Source organism: Variovorax sp. GW823-FHT04B03, assembly GCF_058796495.1.
On sequence record NZ_JBXAIT010000006.1, the window covers coordinates 131,309 to 146,905 of the forward strand.

Below are 15,597 nucleotides of genomic sequence, written 5' to 3' on the forward strand. Positions count from 1 at the left end.
CTATGGCTGCGCTTTGCGCCTTGAGGGGCCGCGCCTGGACGGGCTGCTCGGCCACGCCGGATTCATTCACACCTTCTGAGCCCGCAAAGGCTGCCGCCCAAAATCGTCGGTTCCGACGACGCTGTGCGGCGGCGCGGCGCCAACAATGCGCTGGACTGCCGAACCGAACCCATCACCGGAGATTTCACATGCCCGAAGCCTATATCGTCGCCGCCGCGCGCACCGCCGGCGGCCGCCGCAACGGCCGCCTCGCCGGATGGCACCCGGCCGACCTGGCCGCACAGGTGCTCAACGCCCTCGTGGAGCGCACCGACGCCGACCCCGCCCTGATCGAGGACGTCATCATGGGCTGCGTCGGCCAGGCCGGCGAGCAGGCCTCCAACGTGGCGCGCAACGCGGTGCTGGCCTCGCGCCTGCCCGAGTCGGTGCCCGCCACCTCGGTCGACCGCCAGTGTGGCTCGTCGCAGCAGGCGCTGCACTTCGCGGCGCAGGCCGTGATGTCGGGCACGATGGACATCGTGATCGCCGCCGGCGTCGAGAGCATGAGCCGCGTGCCCATGGGCCTGCCCACCACGCTGCCGCTGAAGAACAACCTGGGCTTCTACGTGAGCCCCGGCATGGAAAAGCGCTACCCCGGCATCCAGTTCAGCCAGTTCACGGGCGCCGAGATGATCGCGCGCAACTACGGGATCGAGAAGGACGCGCTCGACCGCTACGCGCTCGAAAGCCACCACCGCGCCATCGCCGCCACGAAGGCCGGCCACTTCGAGCGCGAGATCGTGCCCGTGGCCGTGCGCATGGCCGACGGCACCGAGACCGGCGAGCTGCACACCACCGACGAAGGCATCCGCTACGACGCCACGCTGGAGAGCATCGCCGGCGTCAAGCTCATCGCCGAAGGCGGGCGCTGCACGGCGGCCACCGCCAGCCAGATCTGCGACGGCGCCAGCGGCCTCATGGTCGTGAACGAGCGCGGCCTGAAGACGCTGGGCGTGAAGCCGCTGGCGCGCATCCACCACATGAGCGTGCTGGGCCACGACCCGGTCATCATGCTCGAGGCCCCGCTGCCCGCCACGCAGCGCGCGCTGCAAAAGGCCGGCATGAAGATCGAGGACATCGACCTGTACGAAGTCAACGAAGCCTTCGCGCCCGTGCCCATCGCCTGGCTCAAGGCGCTGGGCGCCGACCCGGCCCGCATCAACGTGAACGGCGGCGCCATCGCGCTGGGCCACCCGCTGGGCGCCTCGGGCACCAAGCTGATGACCACGCTGGTGAACGCCCTGGGCCAGCGCGGCAAGCGCTACGGCCTGCAGACGATGTGCGAAGGCGGCGGCATGGCGAATGTGACCATCATCGAACGGCTCTGACGAAGCCGGGCGGCCCTTGCGCCGCCAACCTGGCAGCGCCCGCGGGGGCGGCGCTGACCTTTTCCGTTCCCTCAAAAAAAGAGATCGACGCATGATTCATGACACCGATCGCGGAGACAAAGAGAACACCCCCCTGTTGCGCATCGACGCGGTGTCGGTGCGCTTCGGCGGCATCGTGGCGCTCGACGGCGTCTCGTTCGACGTGCGGCGGGGCCAGATCTGCGGCCTCATCGGGCCGAACGGGGCGGGCAAGAGCACGCTGTTCAACTGTCTCTCGCGCCTGTACGAGTGCAGCGCCGGCCGCATCGAGTTCGACGGCCATCCGCTCACGCGCCTGCCGCGCCACCGCATGGCGGGCCTGGGCATCGGGCGCACCTTCCAGAACCTGGCGCTGTTTCGCACGATGACCGTGCGCGACAACGTGCTGGTGGGCTGCCACAGCAAGCACCACGCGGGCTTTCTGCGCAACGCCTTCCGGCTGCCCGGCGTGGCGGCCATCGAGTCGCAGGCGCGGGCGCGGGCCGACCAGCTGATCCACTTTCTCGACCTCGAGGCCGTGGCCGAACGCGAAGTGGCCGACCTGCCCTTCGGCACACAGAAGCGCGTCGAGCTGGCACGCGCACTGGCGGCCGAGCCGCAACTGCTGCTGCTCGACGAACCGGCCTGCGGCCTGAACCACGAAGAACTCGAAAGCCTGGGCACGCTGATCCGCGACATCCGCGACCGCCTGAACGTGACGGTGCTGCTGGTCGAACACCACATGAGCCTCGTGATGGGCGTGTCGGACAAGGTAGTGGCGCTGAACTTCGGCAAGAAGATCGCCGAGGGCACACCGGCCGAGGTGCGCGCGCACCCCGAGGTGATCCGCGCCTACCTGGGCGAAGAGGCAGAAGCGGAGGCGATGGCATGACGACGAACATTCTCGAAGTGCGCGGCTTGCACGCGGCCTACGGCCCGACGCGCGTGCTGCAGGGCATCGACCTCGACATTCCCACCGGCCAGGTCGTGGCGCTGCTGGGCGCCAACGGCGCCGGCAAGACCACCACGCTGCGCGCGCTGTGCCAGATGATGGTGAGCACCGAGGGCCGCATCATGCTGGCCGGCCAGCGCATCGACGGCCGCTCCACCGAGCAGATCGCCAAGGCCGGCGTGGGCCACGTGCCCGACGGGCGCGGCACCTTCCTGGGCCTCACGACCGAAGAGAACCTGCGGCTGGGCGCCTACGCCCGTGCCAGCAGGGACGGCATCGACGCCGACATGGAGCGCGTGTTCGACTACTTCCCGCGCCTGCGCGAGCGCCGCGCCCAGCAGGCCGGCACGCTGTCGGGCGGCGAGCAGCAGATGCTCGCCATCGGCCGCGCGCTCATGGGCAAGCCGCGCCTGCTGCTGCTCGACGAGCCCTCCTTCGGGCTCGCGCCACTCATCGTGAAGGACATCTTCTCGATCATGCGGCGCATCAACAAGGAAGAGCGCGTGTCGATCCTGCTGGTGGAGCAGAACGCCAAGCTCGCGCTCGACCTGGCCGACTCGGCCTACCTCCTGGAAACCGGCCGCATCGTGCTCTCGGGCACCGCCGCCGACATCCGCCGCAACGACGCCGTCCGCAAGGCGTACCTCGGCGAATAAGGGCCACACACCGATGAACGCATTCCTGCACCAACTGCTGGCGGGCCTGGCCACCGGCGGCATCTACGCCAGCGTTGCGCTGGCGCTGGTGATGATCTACCAGGCCACGCACCACATCAACTTCGCGCAGGGCGAGATGGCGATGTTCTCGACCTTCATCGCCTGGAGCCTCATGCAGGCCGGCCTGCCGTACTGGGCCGCCTTCGTCGCGACCGTAGCCCTGTCCTTCGTGCTCGCGGCCGTGGTGGAGTTCACCGTCATCCGGCCCATGCACGACAAGCCGGCGCTGTCGGTGGTGGTGGTGTTCATCGGCCTGCTGGTGATCTTCCACAGCCTGGCGGGCTGGCTCTTCGGCTACACCATCAAGCAGTTCCCGAGCCCGTTCCCGTCGGACGCGTGGTTCGGCAGCGCCATGATGTCGGCGCACGAGATGGGCGCCATCGGCGTCACGCTGCTGGTGGTGCTGTTGCTGTTCGCGTTCTTCCGCTTCACGCCGCTGGGCCTGGCCATGCGCGCCGCGGCGCAGAACGCGGCCTCGTCGCGGCTGGTGGGCATCAACGTCGGGCGCATGCTGATGCTGGGCTGGGGCCTGGCCGGCGCCATCGGCGCGGTGGCCGGGATGATGGTCGCGCCCGTGGTCTTCCTCGATCCGCACATGATGACCGGCGTGCTGCTCTACGCCTTTGCCGGTGCGCTCATCGGCGGCATCGACAGCCCCGTGGGCGCGGTGCTCGGCGGCTTCATCGTCGGCGTGCTCGAGAACCTCATCGGCACCTACGTGGTGGGCACCGAACTCAAGCTGTCGGTGGCGCTGGTGCTGATCGTCGGCGTGCTCATCGTCAAGCCTTCCGGCCTCATGGGCCGCAAGTTGGTCACCCGGGTCTGATCGCATGAACTCTCCCCAAGCCTCCTCCCTGCCGACCGCCATGGCTCCGCTCGCTACATCGGCCAGCGCACGCGCTGCCAAGCCCTCGCGCTCTCCACTCATGTGGGTCGGCCTGCTGATCGTGCTGGCCATCGGCATCACCTTCGTGGCGCGCGGCTACCAGCTGTTTCAGGCGACGATGGTGATCTCGTACGCGATCGCGCTGCTGGGCCTGAACATCCTCACGGGCTACAACGGCCAGATCTCGCTGGGTCACGGCGCCTTCTATGCCATTGGCGCCTACACCACCGGCATCCTCATGGAGCACGCGGGCGTGCCGTACTGGCTCACGGTGCCGGCGGCGGCCGTGGTGTGCCTGATCGTCGGCTACCTGTTCGGGCGGCCCGCGCTCAAGCTCGAAGGGTTGTACCTGGCGCTGGCCACCTTTGCGCTCGGCGTGGCGATGCCGCAGCTGCTTAAGTACAAGCACCTCGAGGCCTGGACCGGCGGCGTGCAGGGCATCGTGCTCATGAAGCCTGCTGCGCCCTTCGGCCTGCCGCTCAACGAAGACCAGTGGCTCTACCTGTTCTCGCTGTTCGTCGCGGTCGTGATGTTCTTCATTGCCCACAACCTGCTGCAAAGCGGCAGCGGCCGGGCCATGCGCGCCATCCGCGACCACGCCATGGCCTCCGAGGCGATGGGCGTGGACAACAGCCACTACAAGGCCATGACCTTCGGTGTCTCGGCCGCGTACACCGGCGTGGGCGGTGCGCTGTCGGCCATTGCGGTGCAGTTCGTGGCGCCCGATTCGTTCACGCTCTTCCTGTCGATCTCGCTGCTGGTGGGCATCGTGGTGGGCGGCGTGGGCACGCTGTACGGCGCGATCTTCGGCGCCATCTTCATCATGTTCGTGCCTTCGCTGGCCGAGAAGGTCTCCAAGGCCGCGCCCTGGGCGGTGTACGGCGTGGTGCTGATCGCCTTCATGTTCGCGATGCCCGGCGGCGTGGTCGGGCTGCTGCGCAAGCTCCAGGCACGCGTCGCCCGTGCACGATGACGCGACGCTGATCGCGAACGCACTGCAGCGGCTGGCCGGGCGGCTCGTGCCCGATGGCCATGCGGTGCAGGCCGTGCGCCGGCTTTCGGGCGGCGCCAGCCAGCAGACCTGGGCTTTCGATGTGACGACCGGCGGCACGGGCCATGCCCAGCCGCTGGTGCTGCGCCGCGCGGCCGATGCCAGCGGCGCGCGCGCCCTGGGCACCGCGGGCCTCGCGGCCGAGGCGCAGCTCATCGAGGCTGCGCGCGCAGGCGGCGTGCCCGTGCCCGGCGTGCGCCATGTGCTGCAGCCGGCCGACGGGCTCGGCGAAGGCTTCGTCATGGACCGCATCGAAGGCGAGACCCTGGGCCGGCGCATCGTGCGCGACGAACGCCTGGCCGGCGCGCGCCGCGTGCTCGCGCGCCAGTGCGGCGCGGCCATGGCGCGCATCCACCGCCTGCCCGCACACCACCTGCCGCCGCTGCGCACGGCCGCCGCACGCGCGGAGCTCGACTTCCAGATCGGCCTGCGCCGCAGCCATGGCACCGCGCGCCTCGTGTTCGAACTCGCGTTCCGCTGGCTGCGCGAAAACGCGCCGGCCGACGTGCCCGCGCCGGTGCTCGTGCACGGCGACTTCCGCAACGGCAACCTGATGGTCGGCGAGGAGGGCCTGCGCGCCGTGCTCGACTGGGAGCTCGCGCATTTCGGCGATCCGATGGAAGACCTCGGCTGGATGTGCGTGCGCTCCTGGCGCTTCGGCCACGGCGCGCTGCCCGTGGGCGGCTTCGGCACGCGCGAGCAACTCTTCGAGGGCTACACGGCCGAAGGCGGGCAGGTCGATGCCGATCGCGTGCGCTGGTGGGAGGTGCTGGGCACGCTCAAGTGGGGCATCGTCTGCGAAGCCATGGTGCATGCCTGGCTCAGCGGCCGCGAGCGCGACGTGGAGAAGGCCGCCATCGGCCGCCGCGCGTCGGAGGCCGAGTCGGACCTGCTGGCGCTGCTCGCACCCGAGGCAGAGGCCGCCTGATGCAGGACCGCCCCGACATCGCCGAACTGCTCGAGGCCGTCGCAGCCTTCCTGCGCGAGCAGGTGGTGCCGGCCACCGAAGGGCAGGTCGCCTTCCATGCGCGCGTGGCCGCGAACACGCTCGACATCGTGCGGCGCGAAGTGCAACTCGGCCCCACGGCGCAAGCAAGTGAACTGGCGCGGCTGGTCGCACTACTGGGCCCCGGCGCACCCACCGACCTGGCCGATGCCAATCGCCTGCTCTGCACCCGCATCGCCTCAGGCGAACTCGACGCCGCCTCCCCCGGCCTGATCGACCACCTGCGCCAGACCACGCGCGACAAGCTCGCCATCGACCAGCCCGGCTATGCCGCCGGCACGAAGAAGAAAGACTGAGCCATGGACTTCGACCTGCCCCGCGACCTCGTCGATTACCTCGCGGAACTCGACGCCTTCATCGACCGCGAGATCGCGCCGCTGCAGGCGCAGGACGACAACGAGCGCTTCTTCGACCACCGCCGCGAATGGGCCCGCACCGACTTCGAGAACGGCGGCCTGCCGCGCCCCGAGTGGGAAGCGCTGCTGGCCGAGGCGCGCCACCGCGCCGACCGCGCGGGTCACCTGCGCTTTGCATTGCCCGCCGAATTCGGCGGGCGCGACGGCAGCAACCTCTGGATGGCCGTGATCCGCGAGCACTTTGCCGCACGCGGCCTGGGCCTGCACAACGACCTGCAGAACGAACATTCCATCGTCGCCAACAACCCCTTCGTGCTGGCCATCCGTGACTTCGGCACGCCCGCGCAGTGCGACGAACTCATCCAGGGCATGCTCGACGAGCGCGTGCGCCTGACCTTCGGCCTCACCGAGCCGCAGCACGGTTCCGACGCCACCCACATGGCAACGCGCGCCGTGCCCGAAGCACGCCACGGCAGCGCCGGTTTTCGCATCGACGGCGAAAAGATGTGGACCACCGGCATGCACACCGCCACGCACTGCGTGCTGTTCGCGCGCACCAATGGGCGCGACGGCGATGCGCGCGGCATCAGCGCCTTGCTCGTGCCCGCCCAGGCCGAGGGCGTGAAGATCGAGGAGTACCTCTGGACCTTCAACATGCCCACCGACCACCCGCGCGTGAGCTTCACGAACGTGTGGGTGCCCGAAGACGCCGTGCTCGGCCCGCTCGACGGCGGCCTGGCCATTGCCCAGCACTTCGTGCACGAGAACCGCATCCGCCAGGCCGCATCGAGCCTGGGCGCCGCCGACTACTGCGTGCGCGAGAGCGTCAAGTACGCGCGCGAGCGCAAGCCCTTCGGCGAAGAGCTGGCGCGCAACCAGGGCATCCAGTTTCCGCTGGTCGAACTGGCCACGCAGGTCGAGATGCTGCGCCTGTTGATCCGAAAGACCGCGTGGCAGATGGACCAGATGCCCAAGCCGCAGGTCGAGAAGCAGCTGTCCGACAAGGTCTCGATGTGCAACTACTGGGCCAACCGCCTCGTGTGCGAGGCCGCCGACCGCGCGATGCAGGTGCACGGGGGCATCGGCTACTCGCGCCACAAGCCCTTCGAACACATCTACCGCCACCACCGCCGCTACCGCATCACCGAGGGCTCCGAAGAGATCCAGATGCGCAAGGTGGCGGGCCACCTCTTCGGCTACATGGGGCCGAACCGGGCCACGGCCTGAACCGCTTTCCGACGACGACTGACGACACAGGCCACCCGGCCACTCAGCAACACAGAAGGAGACACGCGACATGGTTCATCCGCTTTCCCGCCGCACCGCCCTGGTGGCCGGCCTTGCCACGCTCTGCATCAGCCTGCCGGCCCTGGCCCAGAAGAAGCCCGAAGCCGGCGTGAGCGACGCCGAGATCGTGCTGGGCATGCCCATGCCGCTGTCGGGGCCCGTGTCGGGTTACTCGGTGGTCGGCAAGGTGGCCGAGGCCTACTTCAAGAAACTCAACGAGCAGGGCGGCATCCACGGGCGCAAGGTGCGCCTGTTGATCTACGACGACCAGTATTCGCCGCCCAAGACCGTCGAGGTGGCGCGCCGCCTCGTCGAGGAAGACCAGGTGCTCGCCATCTTCGGCAACCTGGGCACCGCGCCCAACATGGCGATCCAGCGCTACATGAACGCCAAGAAGGTGCCGCAGCTGTTCGTGCAGTCGGGCGCCTCGCAGTTCGACGACGCCGCCAAGTACCCGTGGACCGTGCCCTTTCTCGGCAGCTACCAGGGCGAGGGCCGCGTGTTCGCGCGCCACATCATCGACAACCGCCCCGACGCGAAGATCGCCGTGCTCATGCAGAACGACGACCTCGGGCGCGAAGTGCTCAAGGGCCTGCAGGAAGGCCTGTCGAAGCAGGGCAAGGCCAGGATCGTGGCGCAGGCCACCTTCGAGGTGACCGACCCCACCGTCGACTCGCAGGTGGTGCAGCTCAAGTCGTCGGGCGCCGACGTGCTCGTGATGGCCGCCACCGCGCGCACCGCCGCGCAGGCCATCCGCAAGGTCGCCGACGTGGGCTGGACGCCCGACCGCTACCTCAACTTTGCCGCCGCCTCCGTCAAGATGGCCTTCGAGCCCGCGGGCGCCGACAAGGCCAAGGGCGTGGTCGCGCTCGCCGTCTACAAGGAGCCCATGAGCCCGCGCTGGAGCCGCGACCCCGAGGTGCTCGAGTACCTCGAGCTGCTCAAGACCCACGCCAGCGGCGTCGACCCGAGCAACGGCAGCGGCGTGTCGGGCTACATCGTGGCGCAGCTCATGGCGCACGTGCTGCGCGAGGCCGGCGCCAACCCCACGCGCGAGAGCGTGCGCGTGGCCGCCAGCACCCTCAAGAGCCCGCGCATCTCGATGCTGCTGCCCGGCGTGGCCATGGCCAATTCGGCCGCCGACCTGCACGCCTATGCGTCGATGCAGCCCGTGCGCTTCAACGGCGTGGACCTCGACCCGGTCGGGCCCGCGCTGAACATGAAGTGAACCCCTTTATCTACTCACGCCCTTCGGAGCCCACCCATGAGCCAGCCTGACGACCAGGACCCCCTTCTGTGCGAGCGAGACGGCGACGTCGCCATCCTCAGCTTCAACATTCCCAAGCGGCTCAACCCGCTCACCCAGCCGCTGCAGGAGGCCTTGCGCCAGCGGCTCGCGCAGCTGCGCGACGAAGGCGAGGTGCGCGCCGTGGTGCTCACCGGCGTCGGCAAATCGTTCTGCGTGGGCGCCGACCTGGGCAGCATGGACGCAACCGCGCCCGGCAGCCTGGGCCAGCGCACGGCCGACGCGATGGAGGCGATGTCGAACCGCCTCATCGAAGACCTGCGCAGCATGCCCTTCCCGGTGGTGAACGCCGTCAACGGCCCCGCCGCGGGCGCCGGCGTGGGCGTGGCGCTGGCGGCCGACGTGGTGCTGGTGGCGCGATCGGCCTACTTCTACCTGCCCTTCATGCCGCGCCTGGGCATCGTGCCCGACCTGGGCACCACTTGGTTCCTCGAGCGGCTCGTGGGCCGCGCAAGAGCCATTGGCATGTCGCTGCTCGGCGAGCGCCTGTCGGGCGAACAGGCCGCGCAATGGGGCCTCGTGTGGGCCTGCGTGGACGACGCCGAACTGCGCGCCCAGGCCGTGGCCGTTGCGCAGCGGCTCGCGCGCCTGCCTGCGCACGCGGCGCACGAGATCCGCGCCGTGTACGAGTCGGCTGCGAGCCAGTCGCTTGTCGGCCAGATGCGCCACGAGGCCGAGCGCCAGCGCGAGCTGATCGACCGGCCCGACTTCGCCGAAGGCGTGAAAGCCTTCCTGGAAAAACGCGAGCCCGTGTTCCGCCGGCCATGAGCACAGCTGCAGACACCGCCACCGCAGGCATCGAGTTCGACGCCGACCGCCTGCAGCGCCACCTGCGGCAGGCACTGCCCGCGCTTGAAGGCCCGATGCGCCTGGCGCGCATCGGCGGCGGGCAGTCGAACCCTACCTTCTTCGTCGACTTCGACAACCGCGCGCTGGTGCTGCGCAAGCAGCCGCCCGGCGAACTGCTGCCCTCGGCCCATGCGGTCGACCGCGAGTACCGCGTGCTGCGCGCACTGGCCGCCACCGACGTGCCCGTGCCGCGCACCGTGCTGTACTGCGACGACCGCGCCGTGGTGGGCACGCCCTTCTATGTGATGGAGAAGCTCGAAGGCCGCGTGCTGTCGAACTACGCGCTGCCCGGCATCGCGCCCGCCGAGCGCCGCGCGTATTACTTCGCCATGGCCGAGACCCTGGCGCGCCTGCATGCGGTCGACCTTGCCGCCGTCGGCCTCACCGACTACGGCCGCCCCGGCAACTTCTTCCAGCGCCAGATCGCGCGCTGGACCCGGCAGTGGGAGGCCTCGCGCACGCGCGAAGACGCCAACATCGAGCGCCTCATCGCCTGGCTGCCCGCCAACCTGCCGCCGGGCGACCAGACCACCATCGCGCACGGCGACTTCCGTTTCGGCAACCTCATGTTCCACCCCACCGAGCCGCGCGTGATCGCCGTGCTCGACTGGGAGCTGTCCACCCTGGGCCACCCGCTGGCCGACGTGGCCTACAACTGCATGGCCTGGCACACCGGCACCGACGAGTTCGAAGGCATGCAGGGCATCGACCTCGCGGCCGAAGGCATTCCCACGCAGGCCGAGTACATCGCCCACTACCAGCGGGCCGGCGGCTGCGCCGAGCCGGTGACGAACTTCCACCTGGCGTTCTCGCTGTTCCGCTTCGCCGTGATCCTTGAAGGCATCGCGGCGCGTGCGAAGAGCGGCAGCGCGGCGGCGGCCGATGCGGTGCAGGTGGGCGCGCAGGCCGCGGGGTTTGCGCGGCGGGCGGTGGCGTTGATCGACTAGCCGGTAGCGAACCGGCTGGTGCAGGGCAGAGCGCCCGTCAGCCGCCGATGGGCGAGCACAGCTCGACCAGCGTGCCGTCGGGGCAGCGCACGTACGAGACCACCTGCCCCCAGGGCTTGGTCACCGGCGCCGACAGCTGTGTGGCGCCGGCCGCGAGCGCACGGCTGTGCGCGGCGGGCACGTCGGGCGTCACGAGGCCCAGCTCCATGCCCAGCGGTTGGGCGGAATCCGAAGCGGCGACATGCCCGCCCGGAAAGTTGGAATCACCGAGCGCGTGCGCGGCGAACGCCAGCGTGGTCTCGCCAGTTTCGAGCTCGCCATAAGTGCCCGATTCGTGCAGGAAGCGCGTGGGCAGACCGAAGGCTTGCTCGAAGAACTTCAGCGATTGGGCGACGTCGGGAACGTAGACGATGGTGTAGCCGAGTTTCATGCTGTGCGGAGGGTGACTTAGTTACTGTGCTTCCAGCCGCTCGGCAATCTCGCGCGCCCCGAGTTCCCGCACCGTGGCCAGTCGCTCCAGCTGCGCCGCGCGCGGGCGCGCCTTGCCTTGTTCCCAGTGATAGATCGTCTGGCCCGACACGCCGACCAGCTGCCCATAGATCGCCGCGGACAGCCCGAGCTTGGCGCGGTGCGCGGCCAGCCGGTTGGCACTGAAGCGGCGCTTCGGGCCGCCTGCGTCGGCGTCGTCGCCTGCAGCACCGGCTGCGGCGGGTGCTTGACGCGCGGAGCCCTTGGCGACCTTGCGCAATTCCTTTTCAAGCGCGCTCACCTGACGGCGCAAGTCGGCAATCGATGCCCGGTGCGCGACGGAGGCCTTCTTGAGTGTTTCGATTTCCGCTCGCACTTCCTTGCGAGCGACACGGGAGATTTCGGCTTTGAGGATGGATGCGATGTTTGGCATGGGGGGATTGTGCTCAATTTGGGGACACAAATGGAGGGGGTGCGCTGTAGGCGGATGCCGTCGTTTATGGGGCAACAGATGTTTGAGCCTCGATGAGCTACGGATTTCTTTGTTGAACCCCGAATTCCCGCTCTCGATGGATGCTTGCCGCGGCGTTTTTCCAAACCTGCGCTTATCAGGTTGAGAGGCTTTGTGCGAGCATTCGGGGTAGCACTATCGGCCAAAAGCCGTCGCTCGACCCGGTGTCTGAATCGTTTGTTTTTGGAACTCATGAAATTATCGGCATTTGCTCTCATAGCGGCGGTAGCTCTCTTCGGATGCGCTTCGCAGCAGCTCGCAACCAAGCCTGTTTTAGCTGCTGCATCGAGCTGCGTCCCTCGCTACCCGCTGGAAGCAAAGCGCTACGGGTTGCAGGGGAAAGTAGTCGTGCGTGTGATGGTCGAGCCAACGGGAACCGTCTCCACGGTCGAGCTTGGTCAAACCAGTGGCTCTCAAGCCTTAGATCGTGCGGCACTGGAAGCAGCGAAGTGTCAGCACTACGAGCCCGGAACCATTGGTGGGGTGCCGGGCGCTATGTGGACGGAATTCCCGGTGAACTTTGTGCTTGCGGCCAATGATTCGGGGCATCGCTCGGACAGGTTAAGTGCCCCAACATACGGAGAGAGGATCGCTGCCGCTGTTCGTCCGCATTTGACTTTCTCGGACGCTGCCCAGCTTCCAGGTAATCCCGGCGTGGAGTTTGCCGTCAGCGTTCGGCCTGATGGCTGGATTACGAACGTGGAATTGACCAAGTCCAGTGGTTACCCTGCCTGGGACGCTGCTGCACGCCGCGCGCTGATCAAGACCGAAGTGCTCCCGATCGACGTAAATGGAAATGTGCCGCCACGATTGTTCGTCACGTTGCGGCCAAAACTATGATGTGCGAATTGGAGACAAGGAACCGAACTCGGCCAATTGCGGTCGTCCGTTGCAAGTTCATACTGATACAGACCCTCATGCAAAAGACGCTACCAGCAATGATTCGCAGTTTTTCCTCCGCATTGATGTTCTTGGTACTTTCAGGTTGCGCGTACCACCACGCTCCATATGCGATGTATGAGGGAGCACCTGAGCTTGCCGATACTTCCGTTTTCTCTGCGGTCGACGATAGGCAAAAGAAACAGACAGTCGTTGAAATTCAGCTGATCGACGGAAAGGAACCTTCGTGCTGGCAGGTCGGGTGCCCAATCTGGGCCCGTGTCTTGCCGGGAACCCACAAGTTTTCGGTGCGCTATGCCACGGACATGTACCTCGCACCGCCTTTCGTGAACTATCGAAAAGCAAACCTAGAGGTTGAGATCAAAGACATGAAGCCGCGGCACGTCTACGTTGCACGTTTTAGAGAGTCAGAGAAAGAGGTTTCTGTCTATGTCGAAGACCTTGGAGAGAATCCCGACTACGGTGTCTGGATAGGCCTTGAAGGTGCAAATCGAAAATATCACCGGGTTGGCTTTTGAGCCTCGACACTAAATGCCACTTCGGAGAAAACTGTACAGCCGGTTAGGGTCCCTTCGCGACAGCTGCTCGCCGCTGCGGCGGAATTCGGCCAAGACTGGGCGTTTCATACAAGATTAGGAGTTGCACTGCATGCTGGATTTTCTCCCCACATCGCTTTCTGCAGACGCTGTAGACCAATACACATGGGGGTCCATGCGGGTTCGCATGAATCCATCGTCATATGACTACTTGTACTTTGCAAAACAGGATTTGCAGGATGGCAAGGAGCAGCGCAACTTGGTTAACTCTATCTCGAACGCCAAGCGTGCACTCCATCTCCGATTGGAAGACCTATGTTTGGGTTTCGGATCGAGGGACCTAACGAAGCTGAAACGTTCTCCAGCGCTCCTTGGTTATGTACGGTCATGTGGCATCGTTGCACCAAATGTTCTAAATCGCCTAAACAGCCTACGAAATGAAGTTGAGCACGACTATCACATACCAGAAGTCGGCGCTATTGAAAATTTTGTTGATGTCACCGAGCTATTTCTGACGGCAACTGATCGCTGGCGTGACCGGCAGCCGTGTGAGGCAGATTATTTTCAAGAGGTTGTGACGGCTTCGGGCGCGATCTGCATAGTCGGCCTTTCTTTCAACTGGAAAGACGGTGTCGCCAAGATTAATTATTGGCCCAAGGACACCAAGTCAAGAATCGCAACTAGGAGCATAGAGTACCGATCACCATCAGAAGAGTACTTCACGTGTGTTCGATTCTTGATTTCAAACAACTACTAACCGCTCGACCGATGCCCCATGGCTGGCTGCTTTGGCAAGGCTGACTACGGCTTCTAGTGACCGCCTTTAAGAGGCCTCAAGGTCGGCAATGGGCCCGTAGCGGCAGTACACATTGCCACAGAGCAGTCGTTCACTAAGCAGCTCGTGATGCCGACGATGCAGTGGCTTGCGGTTGATTTTTGTCGCATTCCATCAGTTTTTTCTCTACTGGAACCATTCCCGCTGGGAGCGATACCCAGCCCGTCTCCTTCACAGGGGTGCGTGAGACTTTTCCTTCATCGATCGAGAGCAAGCTGAGCGTTATGGCGCAGCTAGCGCCCGCTGCCATCTTGATCGACAACTCATATTCTTCGCCAGGCTTTGGGGAAAAGACCGGCACTGCGCAGACGCCTGCCTGGGCTTTCTGAATAGCCCCGTGCGTAGCCGGATTCATCGAGAAGAGGATTGTTGCTGCATCGAACAGCGCAACGGTCATCCATGGCATGACCGCCATCGGACGATCTGGTGCAACTCGTCTCTCAAGGACGCCATCTCGCGGCATCGTAGTGTCGAGCATGCCCAATCGTGCCGTATCAACCCTTGCGCCTCCGCTAACCCAGCCGATATCGGCGGCGGGCTTGCATGCAGTTAGATCGACCGTTGCAAGACGAAGCGCAAACTGCTCCGGATTGGGAACGACCACGCGCAACTTGGCTGCACTTTCTCCCTCGGGTTGCTGATAGTCCGGGATGGAGGAGCATCCAGCGGAAAGCGCTGCAACACAGCACAACGCAAGTCGATATCGAACGGGCATGGGGTGGATCGAACTATTTCAAAAGGGGATCAAGTACTTCAAACGCGCGTTGCTTCGAGTGTCGATTCGTCAGCATCGGAGGCACTGCTTGCACCAAGAAGATTGTGGCTGAGACTGGTCCCTGGTTCGAATCCTCAGTGTTGGCCGGATTCTGCCTTCCCAACTCGAAATGCGATATGCCCGTTTCCATTGTTGAGTGCTAGATTTTGACCAGCCGAACAGGGGTGCCTCGCCTTAAAGATTAGGGCCATCTCGCAGGAGATCCCATGCTGGGGGGCGAAGCGGCCTATCGCACACCGCCTTCAACAACGGCACGCAGTGACTGAGTCGTTGCATCGGCGGCTTCGATCCGCCGCAGCAACTCCTCATTCACCAGCCGCACCAACGCCCCCAATTCCGTACGCGTCGGAAAGACTTCTTCCGTATCCCCCACACGCTGCGGAACGATGAGCTTCTCGATGCACGCGTAGGCCCGCTGCACCGCATGAAGACTGTCGACGTCATCACACGCCTGCAGCGCGAGCGATTCGGCACTGGCGGTTTCTTCAGAAGACGCAGGAAGCGAAGACGCGTGCGCGGACGCGCGGGGAGATGCAGATGCAGCCATGAATGGCCTCCAAGGGTTTCGGTTTGCTGAAACCGACGCACCCAACGCCAATTGAGGGCGGCAGCTCGACGGGTTGGCGTACCGGGAAACCACTTGCGTGAAACCGGCCGGGCTCGCGCCCGCCCATCGAGCCGCCTAAACAGGAAGGAGGCACGAACGACAAAGCCGCAGACCCTGCGGGGTGGCTGCGGCTTTTACGTCGCAGTGATTTCATCGGGACGCCAATCCCGATCACGCCCTGTGTGGACGTGACCGGCGCAGTATAGCCACGGACATGGCCGCAG

Annotated in this window: 18 protein-coding genes; 14 read left to right on the plus strand and 4 right to left on the minus strand. The window is 66.0% G+C overall.

The window, feature by feature from the left end; genetic code table 11:
- Positions 1-188: 188 nt before the first annotated feature.
- The 11 genes from AC1RAD_RS24565 (at position 189) to AC1RAD_RS24615 (ending at position 10,741) form a co-directional block, all read left to right on the plus strand.
- Complete coding sequence (locus AC1RAD_RS24565; protein WP_095746834.1) at positions 189-1,367, plus strand: acetyl-CoA C-acetyltransferase; 1,179 nt, start codon at positions 189-191, stop codon at positions 1,365-1,367.
- Positions 1,368-1,458: 91 nt separating this feature from the next.
- Positions 1,459-2,277, plus strand: a complete 819-nt coding sequence (locus AC1RAD_RS24570; protein WP_062478152.1) for an ABC transporter ATP-binding protein — start codon at positions 1,459-1,461, stop codon at positions 2,275-2,277.
- Entirely contained in the window at positions 2,274-2,993 is a 720-nt protein-coding gene (locus AC1RAD_RS24575) for an ABC transporter ATP-binding protein (protein ID WP_007834335.1), read from the plus strand. Before AC1RAD_RS24570 ends, AC1RAD_RS24575 begins: the two co-directional genes overlap by 4 nt.
- Before the next feature lie 13 nt (positions 2,994-3,006).
- On the plus strand, positions 3,007-3,879 hold the full coding sequence (locus tag AC1RAD_RS24580; protein WP_056577629.1) for a branched-chain amino acid ABC transporter permease: 873 nt from the start codon (positions 3,007-3,009) through the stop codon (positions 3,877-3,879).
- Between the two features lie 40 nt (positions 3,880-3,919).
- The gene (locus tag AC1RAD_RS24585) at positions 3,920-4,912 is read left to right on the plus strand and encodes a branched-chain amino acid ABC transporter permease (protein ID WP_492737694.1); all 993 of its coding nucleotides are present in this window, start codon (positions 3,920-3,922) and stop codon (positions 4,910-4,912) included.
- Positions 4,902-5,918 carry a phosphotransferase family protein gene (locus AC1RAD_RS24590; RefSeq protein ID WP_492737696.1) on the plus strand — a complete coding sequence of 339 codons (1,017 nt, stop codon included), beginning with the start codon at positions 4,902-4,904 and terminating at the stop codon, positions 5,916-5,918. The genes AC1RAD_RS24585 and AC1RAD_RS24590 overlap by 11 nt, the downstream gene beginning before the upstream one ends.
- Positions 5,918-6,292, plus strand: coding sequence for a DUF6285 domain-containing protein (locus AC1RAD_RS24595; RefSeq protein WP_492737698.1), 375 nt, complete (start codon positions 5,918-5,920; stop codon positions 6,290-6,292). The genes AC1RAD_RS24590 and AC1RAD_RS24595 overlap by 1 nt, the downstream gene beginning before the upstream one ends.
- Before the next feature lie 3 nt (positions 6,293-6,295).
- Positions 6,296-7,579, plus strand: a complete 1,284-nt coding sequence (locus AC1RAD_RS24600) for an acyl-CoA dehydrogenase family protein (RefSeq protein WP_492737700.1) — start codon at positions 6,296-6,298, stop codon at positions 7,577-7,579.
- A 70-nt stretch (positions 7,580-7,649) separates the two neighbouring features.
- The gene (locus AC1RAD_RS24605; RefSeq protein WP_492737702.1) at positions 7,650-8,867 is read left to right on the plus strand and encodes an ABC transporter substrate-binding protein; all 1,218 of its coding nucleotides are present in this window, start codon (positions 7,650-7,652) and stop codon (positions 8,865-8,867) included.
- Between the two features lie 36 nt (positions 8,868-8,903).
- Entirely contained in the window at positions 8,904-9,713 is an 810-nt protein-coding gene (locus tag AC1RAD_RS24610; protein WP_492737704.1) for an enoyl-CoA hydratase-related protein, read from the plus strand.
- A complete protein-coding gene (locus tag AC1RAD_RS24615) occupies positions 9,710-10,741 on the plus strand; it encodes a phosphotransferase (protein WP_492737706.1) in 1,032 nt (343 codons plus the stop codon). The genes AC1RAD_RS24610 and AC1RAD_RS24615 overlap by 4 nt, the downstream gene beginning before the upstream one ends.
- Positions 10,742-10,778: 37 nt before the next feature.
- On the opposite strand, the gene AC1RAD_RS24620 is transcribed toward AC1RAD_RS24615, so the two are convergent.
- Both AC1RAD_RS24620 and AC1RAD_RS24625 read right to left on the minus strand, forming a co-directional pair.
- Entirely contained in the window at positions 10,779-11,171 is a 393-nt protein-coding gene (locus tag AC1RAD_RS24620; protein WP_159272848.1) for a VOC family protein, read from the minus strand.
- A gap of 21 nt (positions 11,172-11,192) precedes the next feature.
- The gene (locus tag AC1RAD_RS24625; RefSeq protein ID WP_070062806.1) at positions 11,193-11,642 is read right to left on the minus strand and encodes a helix-turn-helix domain-containing protein; all 450 of its coding nucleotides are present in this window, start codon (positions 11,640-11,642) and stop codon (positions 11,193-11,195) included.
- A 270-nt stretch (positions 11,643-11,912) separates the two neighbouring features.
- Between AC1RAD_RS24625 and AC1RAD_RS24630 the strand changes: the two genes are divergently transcribed.
- From AC1RAD_RS24630 to AC1RAD_RS24640, 3 genes are all read left to right on the plus strand, one after another.
- Positions 11,913-12,560 carry a TonB family protein gene (locus tag AC1RAD_RS24630; protein WP_492738092.1) on the plus strand — a complete coding sequence of 216 codons (648 nt, stop codon included), beginning with the start codon at positions 11,913-11,915 and terminating at the stop codon, positions 12,558-12,560.
- A gap of 77 nt (positions 12,561-12,637) precedes the next feature.
- Complete coding sequence (locus AC1RAD_RS24635) at positions 12,638-13,138, plus strand: hypothetical protein (RefSeq protein WP_492737708.1); 501 nt, start codon at positions 12,638-12,640, stop codon at positions 13,136-13,138.
- A gap of 130 nt (positions 13,139-13,268) precedes the next feature.
- Positions 13,269-13,913 (plus strand): hypothetical protein, encoded by a 645-nt coding sequence (locus AC1RAD_RS24640; RefSeq protein ID WP_492737709.1) that lies wholly within the window; start codon positions 13,269-13,271, stop codon positions 13,911-13,913.
- A gap of 133 nt (positions 13,914-14,046) precedes the next feature.
- On the opposite strand, the gene AC1RAD_RS24645 is transcribed toward AC1RAD_RS24640, so the two are convergent.
- A complete protein-coding gene (locus AC1RAD_RS24645; RefSeq protein WP_492737711.1) occupies positions 14,047-14,706 on the minus strand; it encodes a hypothetical protein in 660 nt (219 codons plus the stop codon).
- 286 nt (positions 14,707-14,992) lie between these two features.
- Positions 14,993-15,313: a hypothetical protein gene (locus tag AC1RAD_RS24650; protein ID WP_070062804.1), complete on the minus strand. Its 321-nt coding sequence runs from the start codon at positions 15,311-15,313 to the stop codon at positions 14,993-14,995.
- Positions 15,314-15,597 lie beyond the last annotated feature (284 nt).